Raw genomic sequence first — 18,335 nt, forward strand, 5'->3', positions numbered from 1 at the left:
CCCTCAACTACACCCTGTAGTCGAGTGACGTCGCGCGAGCTGGGACACTGGTCGCCGTGGGTAATGCGGATCGAGCCACGGCGGTATCGGAGCGGTTGTTCTCCGAGGCCTGCGCGGTGATCCCCGGCGGCGTCAACTCACCGGTCCGGGCTTTCGCGGCGGTGGGGGGCACACCCCGCTTCATCACCGAGGCGCAGGGCTGCTGGCTGACCGACGCCGACGGCAACCGCTATGTGGACCTGGTCTGTTCCTGGGGCCCGATGATCCTGGGCCACGCCCACCCCGCGGTGGTCGGGGCGGTCCGCGACGCCGTCGGGACCGGCCTGTCATTCGGGGCGCCGACCCGCGGTGAGACCGAGCTGGTGACCGAGATCATCGCCCGGGTGCCGGCGGTGGACAAGCTCCGCCTGGTCAACTCCGGCACCGAAGCCACCATGAGCGCGCTGCGGCTGGCCCGCGGCTTCACCGGCCGGGCCAAGGTCGTCAAGTTCTCCGGCTGCTACCACGGCCACGTCGACGCCCTGCTCGCCGACGCCGGCTCCGGGGTCGCCACTCTGGCGCTGCCGTCCTCGCCCGGGGTCACCGGAGCCACCGCCGCCGACACGATCGTGTTGCCCTACAACGACATCGACGCCGTCCGTAAGGCTTTCGCCGAATTCGGCGACGAGATCGCCGCGGTCATCACCGAGGCCAGCCCCGGCAACATGGGCGTGGTGCCGCCGGCTCCCGGCTTCAACGCCGAATTGCGGACGATCGCCAGCGAACACGGGGCGCTGCTGATCATCGACGAGGTGATGACCGGCTTCCGGGTGAGCAGAAGTGGTTGGTACGGCGTCGATCCGGTGGAGGCCGACCTGTTCACCTTCGGCAAGGTGATCAGCGGCGGGCTGCCGGCCGCGGCGTTCGGCGGCCGGGCCGAGGTGATGGACCGACTGGCCCCGCTGGGGCCGGTCTACCAGGCCGGCACGCTGTCGGGGAACCCGGTGGCCACCGCCGCCGGGCTGGCCACACTGCGCGCCGCCGACGACGGTGTCTACGCCGCGCTCGACAAGAATGCCGACCGGCTGACCGCGATGCTGGCCGAAGCGTTGACGGACGCGGGTGTGCCGCACCAGATTCCGCGAGCCGGAAACATGTTCAGCGTGTTTTTCGCCGAGCAGCCCGTCACCGACTTCGCCGCCGCCCGCGCCAGCGAGACCTGGCGCTTCCCGGCGTTCTTCCACTCCCTGCTGGAAGCCGGCGTCTACCTGCCCTGCAGTGCGTTCGAGGCCTGGTTCGTCTCGGCCGCCCTGACCGACGAAGCATTCGAACGGATCGCCGCTGCGCTACCCGCCGCGGCGCGTGCCGCCGCCACCACCGGAGAGCCGAAACCCTGATGGCAGAAGAAACCCGCGTCCACCTGATCCGCCACGGCGAGGTCCACAACCCCGACGGCATTCTGTATGGCCGGCTGCCGGGATTCCGGCTCTCCGAGACCGGCCGTGCCCAGGCCGTCGCCGCGGCCGACCTGCTGGCAGGCCGCGACATCGTCGCGGTGATCGCCTCGCCGCTTCAGCGCGCCCAGGAGACCGCCGCCCCCATCGCTGCCCGGCACAGCCTGGCTATCGATACCGACGATGACCTGATCGAGTCGGCCAACTTCTTTGAAGGCAAGCGTGTTTCACCCGGCGACGGCGCCTGGCGCAACCCGCGGTTCTGGTGGCATCTACGCAACCCGCTGCGCCCGTCGTGGGGCGAGCCCTACGACCAGATCGCGGCTCGGATGGCCACCGCGGTGAGCAAAGCTCGCGCTCGCGCCGCCGGCCGCGAGGTGGTGTGCGTCAGTCATCAGCTGCCGGTCTGGACCGCGCGCCAGCACCTCACCGGTAACCGGCTCTGGCACGACCCGCGCCGGCGCGAGTGCGGCGTGGGTTCGGTGACCACCTTGATCTACGACGGTGATCGTCTCGTCGACGTCGATTACCAGGTTCCGGCCGGCGGCTGACGATGCGGGCAGTGCTGATCGTCGGGGCAGTGCTGGCCGCGCTGGTCTCGGGCTGCTCGGTCGGCGACGACGCCGTCACCCACGGCGGCACCTTCGAGTTCGTCTCGCCCGGCGGCAAAACCGACATCTTCTACGACCCTCCCGAGACCCGCGGCCGGCCCGGCCCGATCTCCGGGCCCGACCTGATGGACCCGGCACGCACCATCGGCGTCGACGACTTCGTCGGCAAGGTCGTCGTCGTCAACGTGTGGGGGCAGTGGTGTGGACCCTGCCGTACCGAAATCAGCCAACTGCAAAAGGTCTACGACGACACCCGTGCCCAGGGGGTGGCGTTTTTGGGCATCGACGTCCGCGACCCCGAGCCGCAGGCGTCCCGTGACTTCATCACCGACCGACGTATCACCTATCCCTCGATCTACGACCCGGCGATGCGCACCATGATTGCGTTCGGCGGTCGCTATCCCTCGTCGGTGATCCCGGCGACCATGGTGCTCGACCGGCAGCACCGGGTGGCGGCGGTGTTCCTGCGTGAGGTGCTGGCCGAAGACCTGCAGCCCGTGGTGCAGCGGCTGGCTGCCGAGGCGGCGTCGTGAGCGGCTTCACCGCCACCGCCACCACCGGTCCGCTGCTGTTGGCCGTCGCCGTCTCGGTCCTGGCCGGGCTGGTGTCGTTCGCCTCGCCGTGCGTGGTGCCGCTGGTGCCGGGCTACCTGTCCTACCTGGCGGCCGTGGTGGGTGTCGACGAAAGTCCAAGGGCCGGGACGCTCGAGCCCCCGCCCGGCGCGAGGTGGCGCGTCGCCGGGTCGGCGGCGCTGTTCGTCGCCGGGTTCACCGCAGTGTTCCTGCTGGGCTCGGTGGCCGTGTTGGGCATGACCACCACGTTGATCACCAATCAGGTTCTGCTGCAACGGGTCGGCGGCGCGGTGACGATTCTGATGGGCTTGGTGTTCATCGGGTTCGTTCCCGCGCTGCAGCGCCAACTCCGCTTCACGCCCCAGCAGCTGTCCACCGTGTTCGGGGCGCCGCTGCTGGGCGCGGTCTTCGCACTCGGCTGGACACCGTGCCTGGGTCCGACGCTGACCGGGGTGATCGCGGTCGCCTCGACCACCGACGGCGCCGGGGTGGCCCGCGGCGTGGTGCTGGTGATCGCCTACTGCCTGGGCTTGGGCATCCCGTTCGTGGCGCTGGCATTCGGGTCGGCCAGCGCGGTGGCCGGGCTGAGTTGGCTACGCCGGCACACCCGGGCGATCCAGGTCGTTGGCGGGGTGTTGCTGATTGCGGTCGGGCTCGCCCTGCTCACCGGCGTGTGGGACCACTTCGTGGCCGTGCTCCGAGACGGCCTGGTCTCCGACGTCAGGCTGCCGATCTGATGACCACCACCTCACCACCGCGAACGGACGCACAAGGGCCCAAAAAGGCGCGCCTTGGGGCGACATTGCGTCTGCTCGCAGGCAAGGCCCGCAACACCTGGCGGGCGCTGACCTCGATGGGCACCGCGCTGGTGCTGCTGGTGCTGCTCGCACTGGCCGCCATCCCCGGAGCACTGCTGCCGCAACGCAGCCTCAACGCCGCCAAGGTCGACGAGTACCTGGCGCTGCACCCGGTACTGGGCCCCTGGCTGAACCGGGTGGAGGCGTTCGACGTCTTCTCCAGCTTCTGGTTCACCGCCATTTACGTGCTGCTGTGCGTGTCACTGATCGGCTGCCTGACGCCGCGGACCTTCGAGCACCTGCGCAACCTTCGTGCCACCCCGGTGACCGCACCGCGCAACCTGTCTCGGCTGCCCAAGCACGCGCAGACGCAGTTGGCCGGTGACGCCGCAGAACTCGGCGCCCGGATGGCCGCGGAGTTGCGCGGCTGGCGCCGGGTCACTCGCTCCGCGGACGGCCGTGGCGATCGCGAGCGCGGCGAAGCCGGGCGCAGCGGGTCGCCACCGGAAGGCACCGTCGAAGTCTCGGCGGAGAAAGGCTATCTGCGCGAATTCGGCAATCTGATCTTCCATTTCGCGCTACTGGGTCTGCTGGCCGCCGTCGCCCTCGGCCGGATGTTCGGTTACGAGGGCAACGTGATGGTGATCGCCGACGGCGGACCGGGATTCTGCTCGGCGTCGCCGGCCGCGTTCGATTCGTTCCGGGCCGGCGCCACGGTCGACGGGACGAAGCTGCACCCGCTGTGCGTGCGGGTCAACGACTTCACCGCCGACTACCTGGTCTCCGGTCTGGCCACCTCCTTCACCGCGCATATCGACTACCAGGCCGGCGAGGACCTGCGCACCAATGAGTGGCGGCCCTACCAGCTGGAGGTCAACCATCCGCTGCGGGTCGGCGGCGTGCGTGCCTACCTGCAGGGGCACGGCTATGCGCCCACCTTCACCGTGACCTTCCCGGACGGTCAGACCCGCACCCAGACGGTGCAGTTCCGCCCGGACAACCCATTGACCCTGCTGTCGTCGGGCGCGATGCGCTTCGATCCCCCCGCCGGGGTCTACCCCGACGCCGCGGAGCGCCGCAAGCACCAGATCGGCATCCAGGGCCTGTTCGCTCCGACCGAACAGCTCGATGACCGGCTGCTGTCGTCGGCGTTCCCCGCCATGAACGACCCCGCGGTCGCGATCGACGTCTACCGCGGCGACACCGGGCTCGACACCGGCCGGCCGCAGAGCCTGTTCACGTTGGATTCCCGGCTGATCGACCAGGGCCGGTTGAGCAAGGTGGCCCGGTCCAACCTCAAGGCCGGCGAACAGATCCGCCTCGATGACGGCACCAGGGTGCGCTTCGACGGTGCGGTGCCGTTCGTCAATATCCAGGTGTCGCACGATCCGGCCGAGCTGTGGGTGCTGGTGTTCGCGATGACGATGATGGCGGGGCTGGTGGTGTCCCTGGTGGTGCGCCGCCGCCGGATCTGGATCCGGATCACGCCGACGGAGTCGATGGGCCAGGCCGGTACGGTGAACGTCGAGCTGGGCGGGCTGGCTCGCACCGACAACTCCGGCTGGGGTGACGAGTTCGAGCGCTTGAGCACGAAGCTCTTCGGCAAGGAGACATAGGTGAATACGAGTCATATCGACATCGGGTTGGCGCGCTACTCCGACTGGGCGTTCACCTCCGCGATGATCGTGCTGGTCATCGCGCTGCTGTTGCTGGCCGTCGAACTGGCCTACAGCCGTGCCCGCACACCCGCCGAGGCCGAGCTGGTTTCCGCCGGTGGTGTGCGCCCCGACAGCGCCACCCCGGGCGTGGTGCTCCCTGCGCAGCGCCGGCCCCTGGGCGAGCGGGTGGGCCGCGCCGGACTGGCCCTGGTCTACCTGGGCATCGTCCTGCTGCTGGCCTGCATCGTGTTCCGCGGCGCCGCCACACTGCGCCCGCCGTGGGGCAACATGTACGAGTTCATCAACCTGACCTGCTTTTCCGGGCTGGTGGCGTCCGCCGTCGCCCTGCGCCGGCCGCAACACCGCAGCCTGTGGGTGTTCGTGCTGCTGCCGGTGCTGATCCTGCTGACGGTCTCCGGCCGCTGGCTCTACGCCACGGCCGCCCCGGTCATGCCGGCCCTGCAGTCCTACTGGCTGCCGATCCACGTGTCGGTGGTCAGCATCGGCTCCGGGGTGTTCCTGGTGGCCGGGGTGGCCAGCATCCTGTTTCTGATCCGCTCGACGCGTCTGAGTGACCCCGACGCTCCGGGGGCGCTGGCTCGGATGGTGCGCCGGTTGCCCGATGCGCAGACCCTGGACCGTATCGCCTACCGGACCACCATCTTCGCCTTCCCGGTGTTCGGCTTCGGTGTGATCTTCGGCGCGATCTGGGCCGAGGGGGCATGGGGCCGCTACTGGGGCTGGGACCCCAAGGAGACGGTTTCCTTCATCGCCTGGGTCGTCTACGCCGCCTATCTCCATGCCAGGTCGACGGCTGGGTGGCGCGATTACAAGGCAGCGTGGATCAACGTCGTGGGCTTCGCAGCGATGATCTTCAACCTGTTCTTCGTCAACTTGGTGACCGTCGGCCTGCACTCGTATGCCGGAGTGGGCTAATCCAGCTGACAGTTTCCTTTATGACAGCTGCGCTACCCTGCGGTTACCGACGTCCATTGACGTCCTAACCAGTGTGACAGGGGAGATACAAGTGTCCGACCATGCACCCGGTGATGTCACTGCGAGCCATGACGTGACGGATCATCCGACCACCCAGTTCCGGCCCCTTCAGCACGTCAGTGAGGCGGCTGACGGCTCCGCGGACGCTTCGGAGCCCGGGGCCAGCGGGTCGTTCAACCAGCGGCCCGAGGGCGATGAGACCCGCTCTTTCGGCGGTTTCCGCACCGAGCGCCGGTTCTCCGAACCGGTCGACCCGTGGCCGTCGGCGCCCGCGGAGACCTCGCCTGCGCAACAGCCCTGGAACGCGGGCGCGTCGACCACCTGGGTTCCGCAGCCGATGGAGAACCCCGCTCCGGTCTACTTCGGCGGCAGCGCCGGCGGCGGCGGGCAGGCCCCGTATCGTGCCTCCGAGCCCATCGCCCCGTTCTCAGATCTGTCCACCACCTCGTTGTTGCGGCAGGTCAAGCCGCCGCCGACGTCGGGCTGGCGCCGGCTGCTCTATGTGCTGTCCGGCCAGCTGATCAATGTCGGGGAGAGCCCGCGAACCATCCGTTTCAACGACTTGGTGGTGCAGGTGAACCGGCCCCTGCAGGGCTGTCACCGCATCGCGGTGCTGTCTCTGAAGGGCGGTGTCGGCAAGACCACCACCACCGCGACCCTGGGGGCCACGTTCGCCTCCATCCGCGGTGACCGCGTGGTGGCCGTGGACGCCAACCCCGACCGCGGCACGCTGAACCAGAAGGTGCCGATGGAGACGCCGGCGACTGTGCGTCACCTGCTGCGCGACGCCGACGGCATCCAGCGCTACAGCGATGTCCGCAGCTACACCAACCAGGGCCCCAGCCGCCTGGAGGTCCTCGCCTCCGACAGCGACCCGGCGGTCTCGGAAGCCTTCAGCGCCGAGGACTACGCCAGCACGCTGCAGGTGTTGGAGCGGTTCTACAGCCTGGTCCTCACCGACTGTGGCACCGGTCTGATGCACTCCGCCATGTCTGCGGTGCTCGCCAAGGCCGACACCATGATCGTGGTGAGTTCGGGATCAGTCGATGGCGCCCGCAGCGCCTCGGCGACGCTGGACTGGCTCGACGCGCACGGTCACGAGGATCTGGTGCGCAATTCCATCGCGGTGATCAACGCGGTGCGGCCACGCTCAGGCAAGGTCGACATGCAGAAGGTGGTCGACCACTTCTCGCGGCGCTGCCGCGCGGTGCGGTTGGTGCCGTTCGACCCGCACCTGGAAGAAGGCGCGGAGATCGACCTGATGCGGCTGAAGCGAGAGACCCGTGAGGCGCTCGTCGAGCTGGCTGCGGTGGTTGCCGAGGCGTTCCCCGGCGACGACCGGTTCAACCAGCACTTCGTGTAGATCGGGGGTTCGGCAGCCTTAGGGCTGGTTGTCGCCGTGACTGATCCGCCAGAGGAACTCTGGGTCGTCGTCCGGTCCGATCACGCGCGTCTTCGGCCGAGCACGAATCGTACGCAGGCTGAGATACAGCAGCGTTCCCAAAGTCAGGACGAGGAGCAGGTAGAGCACTCGCGACACCTCCTGGCGCCGAATATACCGTTAGCGTCGTTCTCGCCGGTCCGGCCCGCCAGTAGGCTTGATGACCGTGGCGACAGGTCGGGCCCCGATGGGCCGAGCGGTACTCGATGTGGCGATGTACACGGCGGCGCGGCTGGCGCTGGTGGCTGTGCTGACGGCGGTGATCTACGGGCTGGGCCGGCTGCTCGGGCTCAGCGATTTCCCGCCGATCATCGCTGCGATGCTGGCGCTGATCGTCGCGCTGCCGTTGGGGATGTGGCTCTTCACGCCGCTGCGTAAGCGGGCGACCGACAGCCTGACCGTGGCCGGCGAGCGACGGCGCCTTGAGCGCGAGAAACTTCAGGCCCGCCTCCGCGGGGAGTAACCGCCCCGTTGACTCTGCGCTGACGGCGAGAAAGTGCGAGTAACCCGCACCCTGAGCGCAGAGTCAGTGCAGGGATAGCGCCGTCGCCTCCGCGATAGCCCACACCAGCATGGTCAGCCCGGTGTCGCGCAGCACCGGAATCAATGCGGCGCCGCCGAGCCCGGAGCGCACTGGGGCCGCGGCCCGCAACGCCAGTGGCGTGGCGACAAACCCCACCGCGCACCACGGGGTGGCCCGCATCAGGGCCAGCGTCAGCACCCCGGCCAGCGCCACCAGCAGCTGAAACAGCGCCCGGGTGCGGGCATCGCCGAGGCGTACCGCCAGGGTGATCTTGCCGGCCGGTTTGTCGGTGGCGATGTCGCGCAGATTGTTGGCCACCAGCACCGCCGACGACAGGGCACCGACGCCCACCGCCAGCGCTCCGCCGACCCAGTCCACCCGCAGGGCCTGGGTGTACTGGGTGCCCAGCACCGCGACCAGGCCGAAGAACACGAACACCGCGATCTCGCCGAAGCCTGCGTAGCCGTACGGGCGTGACCCGCCGGTGTACAGCCAGGCCCCCGCGATGCAGGCCGCCCCCACGATCAGCAGCCACGGAGCGCTGACCAGGGCCAAAGCCGAACCGGCCAGCGCTCCGACCGACAGCGCGGCGATCGCTGCCGTCAGCACCGCGCGCGGGCTCGCCAGCCGGGCGCCCACCAGGCGCACCGGGCCGGTCCGGTCGTCGTCGGTGCCACGGATGCCGTCGGAGTAGTCGTTGGCGTAATTCACCCCGATGATCAGCGCCACCGCGACGGTCAGCGCCAGCAGCGCCTTCCACCACACCGCGGCGTCCAGCCATGCGGCCGCGCCGGTTCCGGCGATCACCGGAGCGATCGCGTTGGGCAGGGTGCGGGGACGCGCCCCCTCTATCCACTGTGCGAAGCTGGCCACCGCACGATCCTTGCATGCGGGAGGAGCAGAGGTTGCTGGGCGTGATCGGCGGTAGCGGTTTCTACTCGTTCTTCGGTGACGATGCGCGCCGCGTCCGTTGCGAAACGCCCTACGGGGCGCCCAGCGCGGAGATCACCATCGGGGCTGTCGGCGGCCACGAAGTGGCGTTTCTGCCGCGGCACGGGGCCGCGCACGAGTACTCGGCCCACACGGTGCCCTATCGGGCCAACATGTGGGCGTTGCGGACGCTGGGCGTGCGGCGGATCCTCGCGCCGTGTGCGGTCGGCAGCCTGACTCCGGAGCTGCCCCCCGGCTCGGTGGTGGTGCCCGATCAGCTGGTTGATCGCACTCGGGGCCGCGCCGACACCTACTTCGATGACGGCGGTGTGCACGTCGAGTTCGCCGACCCGTACTGCCCGACGCTGCGGACCGCGGTGACCGGCCGACCCGACGTCGTCGACGGCGGAACCATGGTGGTGATCCAGGGGCCGCGATTCTCCACCCGCGCCGAAAGCCAATGGTTCGCCTCGGCGGGGTTCCGGCTGATCAACATGACCGGATATCCCGAATCTGTGCTGGCTCGTGAGCTGGAAATGTGTTATGCCGCAGTAGCTCTGGTCACCGATTTAGATGCCGGTGTCGACGTGGGCGGCGGCGTGAAGGCCGTCGATGTGTTTGCGGAGTTCCAGAAGAACATCGAGCCGTTCAAAAAGCTGGTGCACGACGCGATCGAGCAGATCGACGAAGAGCGGACCTGTACGCACTGCTTGCCGCACGAAGGCATTGCGTTGCCGTTCGAGCTGCCCTGAATCAACGCAGCGCACTCAGAGGTGGGCGGCCGCGTATTCGGCGCCCTGCTCCGTCATACCGTTGACGCCGTAGGACGCGTGCGCAAAAGGCGGTCCGCCGGCCGGGGCGCCGTTGCAGATGGTGTCGCCGTCGGCGCACAGCTCCAAGGCCTTGGACGCGTACTGTGGACCGATCCGCACCGGTGGCGCGCCGTTCGGCTGGAGGAACTCCGCCGAGGGCGTGCCGAACAAGACGACTGCGGCAACGTGGTCGGCCACCGACGGCGGCATCGGGCGGGGGATGTAGGCGAGATAGTCGGCGGGGACTTCCTTGGGGATCTCGGCCGAGGTGGTGTAGCCGGCCAACGCCGCGCCTTGTGAGAAGCCCCCCAGCACTATTCGAGTTCTGGGGCAGTTCGCGGCGGTGTTCTCGATGTGGCTGCCGGCGTCGCGGATACCGTCGACGACGGTGCGGGCGAAGTCGACCCCGCCGCCGAAATCGTTGCTGGCGGCGTAGTTGACCGGATACACCTCGAAGGAGCGCTCACCCACCTTGGCGTGTAGGGCATCGACGAACGATTGACCGATGCCACCGACGCCGGGAGGCTCGCCGGTGCCGCGCGCGAACACCACCTCGACGTCGGGGCAAGGCTGTGCCGCGACGGACGCGACGACGGGGGCCGCCAGTGCGGTACCGCCCACCACCATCGCCGCACCCAGGTACCGAGTGATATGCCGTGCCTGCGCTGCGACCGCTGCAGTGGTGCTCATGGTGACCTTCATTCGTATCGTCCACCCGACCGGGCTCAAGAGCTGAAACGCAGTTTCGGCTACCCGCCGTCGGCGTCCGATAAACGCTCTTCGCCGTCTTCGGCGCTTCCTCGATAGATCTTCGGTCCACCCGCGGGTACAGCAGTGGGGGAGTCCGCGGACCGGAAGATCCGGGGTGTACCGGGCTCGCCGGGCTTGGGGCGGTCGTCTGCGGGCACCGTCAGGCGTCCGACGACGATGGCCACCACCAGGCCGCATAGCGCCAGGCCGCACAGCACCACGTCGAACGTGCTGGTGATCTGCTGCGCGAGTCCGTTGCCGTACACCGGGTTCGCCCATGCGCTGGCACGTTGGGCTTCCGCAACCCGCGGAGCCAGACCGACACCCACCACGACGCGGGCGATCGTGAAACCGAAGAGGACGGCGCTCACCGACCAGACGGCCGCTGCCGGCACCGACCGATTGCCCAGGTTGAGCCGTAGCCAGATCGCGATGACCGCGGTCACCACGTCGAACGAGGCCATCGCGGCGCTGTCGTACGGCGAATACGGCAGATCCAGACCGACCGCGACGCTGAGATCGACGATGCGCATGAGCGCCGATCCAAGGCTCCAGATCGCGATGAGCAACAACGTGTTCCGGGTTGCCCCCAGCCACGTTGCCGCCGACGCCCCCCGCGCTGCGGCCACCGCGAACAGTGCCCCGGCGGCCACCCATACGAGGTAGCCCTCGAAGCCGACACCGGCCGTGGAGGTGTTCTGCGCGATCCCGTGAAAGCCATCGATGTCGCGGCCCACCGGCAGCAGCCACACCAGGGTCCCGGCGATCAGAGTGGCCCCGCCGAGCAGCACAACGCCGAGCTGGGACGCCTTGTCGCGCTGCAGAACCCACTTCGACGCGACGAGTACCGTGGCCCATGCCACCGCTCCGTACACCAGGGCGGTCGCAATGATCGCGACTTGCTGTCGGCCGAAGCCGCTCGTGGAATGAGAGTCCGGCAGGGCGTAGCGCACCCGCCAGTACAAGTTGAACAGCACACTGCACGTGGCCCCGGCGATCGATGCGTAGCCGAGGACTCGGACCGTGCGTCGCCACAGCCGCACCGGCCCGGCGAGCACCGGCTGCGCGGCGAGCAATGCCCCTGCGGCGCCCAGCAGGGCACCCGGCCCGACGCCTCCGGGTGGCCGTGGGGTTCCGCCGTATCGGACGGTCTGGACCACGTCGGCGGCCACCACACCGAGTAGCAACACCAGATACGGCGCGCTGAACAAGAGCCGCAGCCTTCCCGCGATGGCGGGATTGTTGGGCACGCGCAAGATCCCCCAGGAGCCGATGTAGGTCGCGGCGATCGCTGTCAGCGCGAGCAGGGTGGCCGCAGCCAGCGCGGCGAACAGGCCGGGCGTGCCGGCCGGGATGCCGGCACCGAAGTGCAGGCTCCACGGCAACGCCGGCGCCGCGAGCAGCAGCACCGCAGCGGTCGCATCGCGGCCGATGTTCCAGCTCCTGGTCGACTCGGCGATCACCTGCTCACCATAACCGCGGGAGGGGCATACGCCATTGAACTGCGAAGATCGATCCGCTCGGTGGTCGATTCGCGCGGTTAGACTGGCTATTCGAGTGGCCGCGGAAGGAGACGCGCAATGGATGTCGCGCTCGGAGTGTCGGTTACCGGCGCGCTCGCCCGCTTGGCGCTCGTCGAATCGGATGCCTACGGCGATGCCGTGCTCGACGAGTCGATGCTCGATCTGACGCGCAATCCGGCCGAAACGCTGATCGAGACCGTGACCGGAACCCACCGCATGCTGGCCGAAGAGGGGCACCGGCTGGCTGCTACCCGCCTGTGCTGGTCGGACTCGGACTTGCTGGCGGAGGTTCGCCGCGCCCTCGAGGAGGCGGGAGTCGAGAACGTCTCCGAGCAGCCCCAGGCGCGCTCGGCAGTGGCTTTGGCGCGCAACGCCTCGGGAGAGGACGGCGAGACGACGTGGCTGCCGGCTCCGGCCGGCGATGCGACGATGGCTGCGCCCGTGCTGACCGAGTCCGGTATCCCGGACGGAACGTCCACGGCGCTGGCCCCGGCGGTCGAGGACGGAGAGTCGGAACAGCAGCTCGCGTACTCGATGACTGACGATGACTCCGAACTGCTGCCGGTGGAGTACGCCGAGGGCGACTACGAAAGCTACGAGGGCTACGACGCTTACGGCGCCGAATACGGCGAAGACGATGCCGAAGCCGGGGAGCCGGCGCCCCCACCGCCGCCGGTGGGGCGTGCACTTCTGGTGGGCAGCTCGGTCGGTGGGATTCTGGTGGCCGGGTGCGCGGCGTTGGCCGTGGCCGTGACCATCGGCATTCGCCCGACGGCCGCCTCCACGCCGGCGCAGCCTCCGGTGGTGGCGCAGCCTCCGCAGGCCCAACCGGTGCCCGGCAACTTCATGCCGGTACTGCCGGCCCCGAAGCCGGCGCGAATGCCCGCTCTGCAGGAGCAGGCCCCCAATCCCGTTGTAGCCCCGGCAAACCCGGCGCCGGCCGTGGTTGCCCCTCCGCCGGTCCCTCCGGCACTTCCGGCGGCGCCCGCACCCGCGCCGCCCGCGGTGATTCCGTTCCCGATTCCGATCCCAATCATCACCGGGCCCGTCGGCGGCGGCGGCGGTTGGCTGCCGGGGTCGGGCGGCAGTGGTAGCGGCGGCAGCGGATCTGGTCGTGATCACGGCGGGGGTGGTCATTCCGGCGGCGATGCCGGTTCGGGCGGCAATGGCACAGGCGGTAATGGTTCCGGCGGCAATGGAACTGGCGGCACAGGCGGCAATGGTTCTGGCGGCACGAGTTCGGGCGGTACTGATTCGGGTAACACCGGTTCCGGCGATAACGGTTCCAGCGGCGGCCATTCCGGTGGTAGCGACTCGGGTGGCGGCCATTCCGGTGGCAGCGACTCGGGTGGTGGGCATTCCGGTGGTAGCGACTCGGGTGACGGCAGTGCTGGTGGATCCGGCAGTAACCCCGGCGGATCGGGCAATGGCTCCGGCGAGAGCGGTTCGGGTGGCCATTCCGGCGGATCCGGTGGAACCCCTGGCGGCTCTGGTGAGAGCGGTTCGGGCGGTACCGGAGCGGGCGGTGACTCGGGCGGACCCGGTTCGGGGGGCTCCGGCAGCGAGGCGGGCGGATCTGGCGGAGCCGGCTCGGGCGGTTCGGGGTCGAGCAACGGCAGTTCGGGCGGAGCTGGCAGCAGTGCCGGTGGTGATTCCGCAGGCTCGGGGAGCAGCGGCTCCGGCGGCGCTTCCTCCGGTTCCGGTAGCAGCTCTGGAGGTTCTGCCGGCGGTTCCGGTGGCGGGTCCAGCTCCTCGGGCTCCAGTGGTGACTCCGGGGGTGGTTCCGGAAGCGGGTCGAGTGGCGGCGGCTCAAGCGGCGGCTCGAGCGGCGGCTCAAGCGGCGGCTCGAGCGGTGGTTCGAGTGGCGGCGGGTCTGGCGGTGGTTCCGGGGGTGGCTCTGGCGGCGGGTCTGGCGGTGGTTCCGGGGGTGGCTCTGGCGGTGGATCCGGGGGTGGTTCCGGGGGCGGCTCTGGCGGTGGATCGGGCGGCGGGTCCGGTGGAGGCGACTGATCCCGCGGCACTCGCCATGTCACAGCGTGATGCGCTTGACCATCGCCTCTACCTGTTTGCGGTCCAGCACAACCGTTGACCCGTCAGGTAATCCGAGGATTCGGTCCGTTGCGATGCCGTGCAGTTTGATCCGCTTCACACAGTCATCGATCGCCTGACGGCGCGCCTTCGCATCAGGCGCATCGAGCACCTGCATGACGTTCCTGCGCAAGCTGGCCGCGAAACCCTGAATCATGTCGCCCACACCTTCGGGATCAAACGTGTCGAACACCCCTTCGTGGACCCCGTCACTGATGAGCTCGGTCAGTACCGGTCGAAACAGGTCCTCCCAGGTGGCCACGATCTTGGCGAACAGGCCGCGATTGTGCGGCGCGAACAGTGCCGTCATCGCCGCGATCTGTTCGGCAGACCCCATCGTCATCTTGACGTCGTAACTGGCCACCAGCCCGCGATTGAGACGCTCCAGGGCGCTCGTACCCGGCTGGTCGAAGACCGGAAGCAATGCTTCCAATGCCGCGTCGGCGCTGCGCTGCGCCAGCGCGATGACCAGCGCGTCTTTGGATGGAAAGTAGTGGTAGAAAGCGCCTTTGGGAATTCCTGTCACGGCCAGAAGTTCGTTGAGGCTGACTTTGTCATAGCCACGTTCGAGAAAGAGTGCCAGCGCCTGATCGAGCAGCTCGGCCTGCCGGATATCCCTGGGTTTCACGAGACGGCGCATGACGGTATTGAATCAGTCGGACTTCTTCAGCCATCCCACGTAGGTCAGGTATGCGCCGCACAAGGCAAGCAGTCCGAACCCGGCCCGCACCACGCCGATTGCTCCGCTCGATGTCGCGGTAGCGGATTCGGCTCCGTGGATGATCAACTGCGGTGCGGCAAGCAGGACGAATCCGCGCAGCAGCAGAAACCAACCGAACAGCGAAATGATCACTGCGGGCACGCTGCGCCAATATTGGTGAAACGCAATGATGAACAACCCGCCGCCGAACAACAGTGCGCCCAGCACCCACGGCCACATCGGATCGGTCGAGAAACTCGACAGCAGATCTCCGATACTCCCGGCCCTGATCGCGACGATGGCGGGAACCACAGTGATGAACGGCCCCAGTACGCGCGCGAAGGAGCGCGTGCGCTGCGCGGACGTAGTCGGTGTGTGCGTCACTGCGACCCCCTTTGCCGGCAGCGCCAGCACGGCCGCTGCCAGTGGATTAGACCACTGGTCTATAAATTAGACCAACGGTCTAATCCGACGCAATACTGTCGGCAGTAAACCGTTGTGCCAGCGCCTTTCGGTCCAGCTTGCCGATGCCGTGTCGGGGGAGCGCGGTCACGACATGCAATTCGCGGGGGGCTGCCGTGGTGTCCAGAGATTCCGCGACGTGGGCGCGCAATGCTTCGAGCGTCGGTGGCGTCGCGCCGGCCACCACGATCGCTGCGACGACGCGTTGCCCCAGTCGGTCGTCGGCGATCCCGAAGACCGCGCAGTCGGTCACCGCGGGATGGGTCGATAACACCGCCTCCACCGGTCCCGGAAGTACCGTCAAGCCGCCGGTGCTGATCGCGTCATCGGCGCGACCGAGTACGGTCAGTCGCCCCGAGGGATCAAGGGCACCAACGTCATTGGTGGCAAACCAGCCCGGCTCGGCGAACGGGTCCGGTTCGACGGGATTGCGATAGCCCTGCGCCAGGGTCGGGCCACCGATGGCGATCCGTCCGTCGTCGCCGATACGTAGCCGGACGCCCGACAACGGCACCCCGTCATAGACACAGCCGCCGGCGGTCTCACTCATGCCGTAGGTGCGGACCACCCGCACCCCGGCGGCGGCTGCCGCGTCCAGGATCGGTTGCGGCGCCGGACCTCCGCCCAACAGCACCGCGTCCAGCTCGGCCAGTGCGGCCGCGGACGCGGGAACCGTCAGTGCCTTGGCCAATTGGGTGGCGACCAGCGAGGTGTAGCGCCGCCCGGAGCCGAGCGCCGCCACCGCGCCGGGAAGCTGCGCGACATCGAATCCCGCTGTGACATCGAGCTGTACCGGGGCGGTGCTGGCCGCCAAACTTCGCACCAGCACTTGGATTCCGGCGATGTGGTGTGCGGGCAACGCCAGTAGCCAGCGGCCCGGGCCGCCCAACCTGTCGTGGGTGGCGGCAGCGCTGGCCGCCAGCGCCGCACCGGTCAACAGCGCCCCTTTGGGCACCCCGGTGGTTCCGGACGTCGCCACCACCAGTGCGACGTCGTCGCCGATGGGATCGTCCACTCGCAGCGCGGTCAGGGCCGACGGATCGGTGTCCGGCCCTACCGGAGTGAACGCGGGGTCGTGACCCTGCAAAACGCCCTGCAACGCGGGCAGGAGCGTCGCGACGGCATCACCGGGTGGGATGGCCAGTGCACGAAGGCGTGCTATGGGTTTCCTCCGTTGGTGGGGGCGTCGTTGGGCGCAGCGTCATCCAGCAGCCAGCCCTTTGCCGCCAACCGCTGTCGCACCCGTTCGACGTCGTCTGGAGCAGGCAGTTCGTTGGTCAAGCGGGCGATCAGCACCCCGATGTCGATGCGGTCGAACTCGCCGCGGCCGATCAATTCACGGGCGACGTCCTTGACCTCGTCGTTGGTCAGGCGTCGTGACAACAGAGCCAACAGCGGAACGTAGTCGTTCTGCGGCACACCATCGGGGTACCCGGCGCGCAGCCAGGCGACGATCGAGGTGAGAAATTTGTTCATGCTGCGTCAACTTCCCCGCGCCGACACCGGAAGGAACATGTCAGCTGCAATATTACGTCTATTCAAGGCCAAACACCTCGTCCCAGTTGCCCCAGTCATCCCATTGCCAGCCGATGCGGTGCTCGATGAAGTCGCGGGCGATGAACAGCACGCCAACCAATACCGCGGCGAGCAACAGCGCGAAGACGATCCACCGCAGCAGGGTCAATTCCCGGCGGTGCTCAGTCGGTCCGTCAGCCGATTCGCCCAGGCGTACCCCGATGGCGAACAACGCCGGCAGCGCGGTGCCGACCAGCAGGCCGAAGATCAGGATCTTGGCGGTGGCCACGTAGTCGAACCAGGTGCTCAAGGTGTTCACCCACCGACCCCCTCCGTGCGGTTCTCGCCAGTTGAACCGGGGGTATCAGGTTGCGGTGCAATCACTTCGAGGCCATCGGTCATATGTGCACCCCAATCGGCGGTGACATTGGTGTGATCGACCGGGACTTTGCGCGACTGCAGCCAGATGAGTGCAGAGACACCCACCAGCAGCACCAGTCCGGTGATGGTGCCGGGGTAGCCGCCGATGCGGTGGATCAGGTGGTAGGTGCATGCACCGATGGCGCCGGCCAGCGGCAGGGTGATCACCCAGGCGGTCGCCATTCGGCGGGCGACTCCCCAGCGCACGTTGGCCCCGGGCTTGCCCAGGCCCGAACCCAACACCGATCCCGTCACCACTTGGGTGGTGGACAGTGAGTAACCGAAGTGACTGGACAGCAAAATGATGGCCGCCGAGGATGATTCGGCGGCCATGCCCTGGGGGGATTCGATCTCGACGAGACCCTTGCCCAGGGTGCGGATGACTCGCCATCCGCCGAAATAGGTGCCGGCGGCCATGGCGACCGCGCACGACACGATGACCCACAGCGGCGGTGTGACATCGGTCTTGTAGGCAGCGCCGTAGGAGATCAGCGCGAGGAAGATCACACCCATCGTCTTCTGGGCATCGTTGGTGCCGTGCGCCAGTGACATCAGGGCAGCAGAGAACACCTGACCGCGCCGGAAGTCGCGCAGACTGCGTTCCCGGGAGACTCCCCGGGTCAACCGATAGACCAGCCAGGTTCCGACGGTGGCGACCAGCGTCGCGGCGAGCACGGCGATCACCGTCGGCACCAGTACCTTCGAGACCACCCCGGGCCAACGCACCCCGGCCGTGCCGGCCGCGGCCAGCATGGCCCCCACCACGCCACCGATCAGGGCGTGCGAGGAACTCGACGGGATACCGAACAGCCAGGTCGACAGGTTCCAGACGATGCCACCGACTAAACCGGCGAACATGACTTCCAGGGTCACCAGGTTGGTGACCACCAGATCCTTGGCCACCGTGGCCGCCACCTGGGTCGACATGAACGCGCCGACAAGGTTGAGCGTGGCGCAGAGCGTCACTGCGGTCTTGGGCTTGAGCGCACCGCTGGCGATCCCGGTGGCGACAGCGTTGCCGGTGTCATGGAAGCCGTTGGTGAAGTCGAAAGCCAGGGCGGTGATCACGACCGTGATCAACAGGAACAGCTCCAAGGTCACCGT

General features: G+C 68.4%; 20 protein-coding genes. 10 read left to right on the forward strand and 10 right to left on the reverse strand.

All coding sequences use genetic code 11. The annotated features are described in order from the left end of the window. The first annotated feature begins 56 nt into the window (after positions 1 to 56). From hemL to ACKY0W_RS02860, 7 genes are all read left to right on the forward strand, one after another. Positions 57 to 1,376, forward strand: coding sequence for a glutamate-1-semialdehyde 2,1-aminomutase (hemL, locus tag ACKY0W_RS02830; RefSeq protein ID WP_409436310.1), 1,320 nt, complete (start codon positions 57 to 59; stop codon positions 1,374 to 1,376). Further along, positions 1,376 to 1,984, forward strand: coding sequence for a histidine phosphatase family protein (locus tag ACKY0W_RS02835; protein WP_409436311.1), 609 nt, complete (start codon positions 1,376 to 1,378; stop codon positions 1,982 to 1,984). The genes hemL and ACKY0W_RS02835 overlap by 1 nt, the downstream gene beginning before the upstream one ends. Positions 1,985 to 1,986: 2 nt before the next feature. Further along, positions 1,987 to 2,577, forward strand: coding sequence for a TlpA disulfide reductase family protein (locus ACKY0W_RS02840; RefSeq protein WP_406756406.1), 591 nt, complete (start codon positions 1,987 to 1,989; stop codon positions 2,575 to 2,577). Continuing rightward, entirely contained in the window at positions 2,574 to 3,353 is a 780-nt protein-coding gene (locus tag ACKY0W_RS02845) for a cytochrome c biogenesis CcdA family protein (protein WP_409436312.1), read from the forward strand. The genes ACKY0W_RS02840 and ACKY0W_RS02845 overlap by 4 nt, the downstream gene beginning before the upstream one ends. 116 nt (positions 3,354 to 3,469) lie before the next feature. After that, complete coding sequence (locus ACKY0W_RS02850; RefSeq protein ID WP_409437625.1) at positions 3,470 to 5,029, forward strand: cytochrome c biogenesis protein ResB; 1,560 nt, start codon at positions 3,470 to 3,472, stop codon at positions 5,027 to 5,029. Then, positions 5,030 to 6,007 (forward strand): c-type cytochrome biogenesis protein CcsB, encoded by a 978-nt coding sequence (gene ccsB / locus ACKY0W_RS02855; RefSeq protein ID WP_409436313.1) that lies wholly within the window; start codon positions 5,030 to 5,032, stop codon positions 6,005 to 6,007. It begins immediately after the preceding gene. A gap of 85 nt (positions 6,008 to 6,092) precedes the next feature. Next, positions 6,093 to 7,430, forward strand: coding sequence for a MinD/ParA family protein (locus ACKY0W_RS02860; RefSeq protein ID WP_409437626.1), 1,338 nt, complete (start codon positions 6,093 to 6,095; stop codon positions 7,428 to 7,430). 18 nt (positions 7,431 to 7,448) lie between these two features. On the opposite strand, the gene ACKY0W_RS02865 is transcribed toward ACKY0W_RS02860, so the two are convergent. Then, entirely contained in the window at positions 7,449 to 7,598 is a 150-nt protein-coding gene (locus tag ACKY0W_RS02865; RefSeq protein WP_406756402.1) for a hypothetical protein, read from the reverse strand. A 70-nt stretch (positions 7,599 to 7,668) separates the two neighbouring features. Between ACKY0W_RS02865 and ACKY0W_RS02870 the strand changes: the two genes are divergently transcribed. Then, complete coding sequence (locus tag ACKY0W_RS02870) at positions 7,669 to 7,971, forward strand: DUF4229 domain-containing protein (RefSeq protein WP_406756401.1); 303 nt, start codon at positions 7,669 to 7,671, stop codon at positions 7,969 to 7,971. 63 nt (positions 7,972 to 8,034) lie between these two features. Here the strand turns inward: ACKY0W_RS02870 and ACKY0W_RS02875 are convergent, their stop codons facing one another. Further along, positions 8,035 to 8,904 carry a 1,4-dihydroxy-2-naphthoate polyprenyltransferase gene (locus ACKY0W_RS02875; protein WP_409436314.1) on the reverse strand — a complete coding sequence of 290 codons (870 nt, stop codon included), beginning with the start codon at positions 8,902 to 8,904 and terminating at the stop codon, positions 8,035 to 8,037. A 14-nt stretch (positions 8,905 to 8,918) separates the two neighbouring features. Here ACKY0W_RS02875 and ACKY0W_RS02880 point away from each other — a divergent pair, with 14 nt between their 5' ends. Beyond that, positions 8,919 to 9,713, forward strand: a complete 795-nt coding sequence (locus tag ACKY0W_RS02880; protein ID WP_409436315.1) for an S-methyl-5'-thioadenosine phosphorylase — start codon at positions 8,919 to 8,921, stop codon at positions 9,711 to 9,713. 15 nt (positions 9,714 to 9,728) lie between these two features. Here the strand turns inward: ACKY0W_RS02880 and ACKY0W_RS02885 are convergent, their stop codons facing one another. Continuing rightward, positions 9,729 to 10,463: a cutinase family protein gene (locus ACKY0W_RS02885; RefSeq protein WP_409436316.1), complete on the reverse strand. Its 735-nt coding sequence runs from the start codon at positions 10,461 to 10,463 to the stop codon at positions 9,729 to 9,731. A gap of 59 nt (positions 10,464 to 10,522) precedes the next feature. Continuing rightward, a complete protein-coding gene (locus ACKY0W_RS02890; protein ID WP_409436317.1) occupies positions 10,523 to 11,986 on the reverse strand; it encodes a hypothetical protein in 1,464 nt (487 codons plus the stop codon). 117 nt (positions 11,987 to 12,103) lie between these two features. Here ACKY0W_RS02890 and ACKY0W_RS02895 point away from each other — a divergent pair, with 117 nt between their 5' ends. Beyond that, a complete protein-coding gene (locus tag ACKY0W_RS02895; protein ID WP_409436318.1) occupies positions 12,104 to 14,056 on the forward strand; it encodes a hypothetical protein in 1,953 nt (650 codons plus the stop codon). Positions 14,057 to 14,075: 19 nt separating this feature from the next. Here the strand turns inward: ACKY0W_RS02895 and ACKY0W_RS02900 are convergent, their stop codons facing one another. From ACKY0W_RS02900 to ACKY0W_RS02925, 6 genes are all read right to left on the reverse strand, one after another. Further along, positions 14,076 to 14,774 carry a TetR/AcrR family transcriptional regulator gene (locus ACKY0W_RS02900; protein WP_409436319.1) on the reverse strand — a complete coding sequence of 233 codons (699 nt, stop codon included), beginning with the start codon at positions 14,772 to 14,774 and terminating at the stop codon, positions 14,076 to 14,078. A 12-nt stretch (positions 14,775 to 14,786) separates the two neighbouring features. Then, positions 14,787 to 15,218 carry a hypothetical protein gene (locus tag ACKY0W_RS02905; RefSeq protein ID WP_409436320.1) on the reverse strand — a complete coding sequence of 144 codons (432 nt, stop codon included), beginning with the start codon at positions 15,216 to 15,218 and terminating at the stop codon, positions 14,787 to 14,789. Positions 15,219 to 15,297: 79 nt separating this feature from the next. Then, complete coding sequence (gene menE, locus ACKY0W_RS02910) at positions 15,298 to 16,404, reverse strand: o-succinylbenzoate--CoA ligase (RefSeq protein WP_409437627.1); 1,107 nt, start codon at positions 16,402 to 16,404, stop codon at positions 15,298 to 15,300. A gap of 50 nt (positions 16,405 to 16,454) precedes the next feature. Then, entirely contained in the window at positions 16,455 to 16,772 is a 318-nt protein-coding gene (locus ACKY0W_RS02915; protein ID WP_409436321.1) for a DUF3349 domain-containing protein, read from the reverse strand. Positions 16,773 to 16,830: 58 nt separating this feature from the next. Next, complete coding sequence (locus ACKY0W_RS02920) at positions 16,831 to 17,121, reverse strand: hypothetical protein (RefSeq protein WP_409437628.1); 291 nt, start codon at positions 17,119 to 17,121, stop codon at positions 16,831 to 16,833. A gap of 5 nt (positions 17,122 to 17,126) precedes the next feature. Continuing rightward, complete coding sequence (locus ACKY0W_RS02925; RefSeq protein WP_406781297.1) at positions 17,127 to 18,332, reverse strand: anion permease; 1,206 nt, start codon at positions 18,330 to 18,332, stop codon at positions 17,127 to 17,129. Positions 18,333 to 18,335 lie beyond the last annotated feature (3 nt).

It is taken from the genome of Mycobacterium sp. SMC-14, from assembly GCF_046250075.1.
Taxonomy (GTDB): Bacteria; Actinomycetota; Actinomycetes; order Mycobacteriales; family Mycobacteriaceae; genus Mycobacterium.

Excerpts from the sequence above, each read along its gene's own strand:
- ACKY0W_RS02840 (WP_406756406.1), top strand. The coding sequence starts at position 1,987 with ATGCGGGCAGTGCTGATCGTCGGGGCAGTGCTGGCCGCGCTGGTCTCG.
- ACKY0W_RS02835 (WP_409436311.1), top strand. The coding sequence starts at position 1,376 with ATGGCAGAAGAAACCCGCGTCCACCTGATCCGCCACGGCGAGGTCCAC.
- ACKY0W_RS02870 (WP_406756401.1), top strand. The coding sequence starts at position 7,669 with ATGACCGTGGCGACAGGTCGGGCCCCGATGGGCCGAGCGGTACTCGAT.
- ACKY0W_RS02915 (WP_409436321.1), bottom strand. The coding sequence starts at position 16,772 with ATGAACAAATTTCTCACCTCGATCGTCGCCTGGCTGCGCGCCGGGTAC.
- ACKY0W_RS02895 (WP_409436318.1), top strand. The coding sequence starts at position 12,104 with ATGGATGTCGCGCTCGGAGTGTCGGTTACCGGCGCGCTCGCCCGCTTG.
- ACKY0W_RS02850 (WP_409437625.1), top strand. The coding sequence starts at position 3,470 with ATGGGCACCGCGCTGGTGCTGCTGGTGCTGCTCGCACTGGCCGCCATC.
- ACKY0W_RS02900 (WP_409436319.1), bottom strand. The coding sequence starts at position 14,774 with ATGCGCCGTCTCGTGAAACCCAGGGATATCCGGCAGGCCGAGCTGCTC.
- ACKY0W_RS02885 (WP_409436316.1), bottom strand. The coding sequence starts at position 10,463 with ATGAGCACCACTGCAGCGGTCGCAGCGCAGGCACGGCATATCACTCGG.
- ACKY0W_RS02880 (WP_409436315.1), top strand. The coding sequence starts at position 8,919 with ATGCGGGAGGAGCAGAGGTTGCTGGGCGTGATCGGCGGTAGCGGTTTC.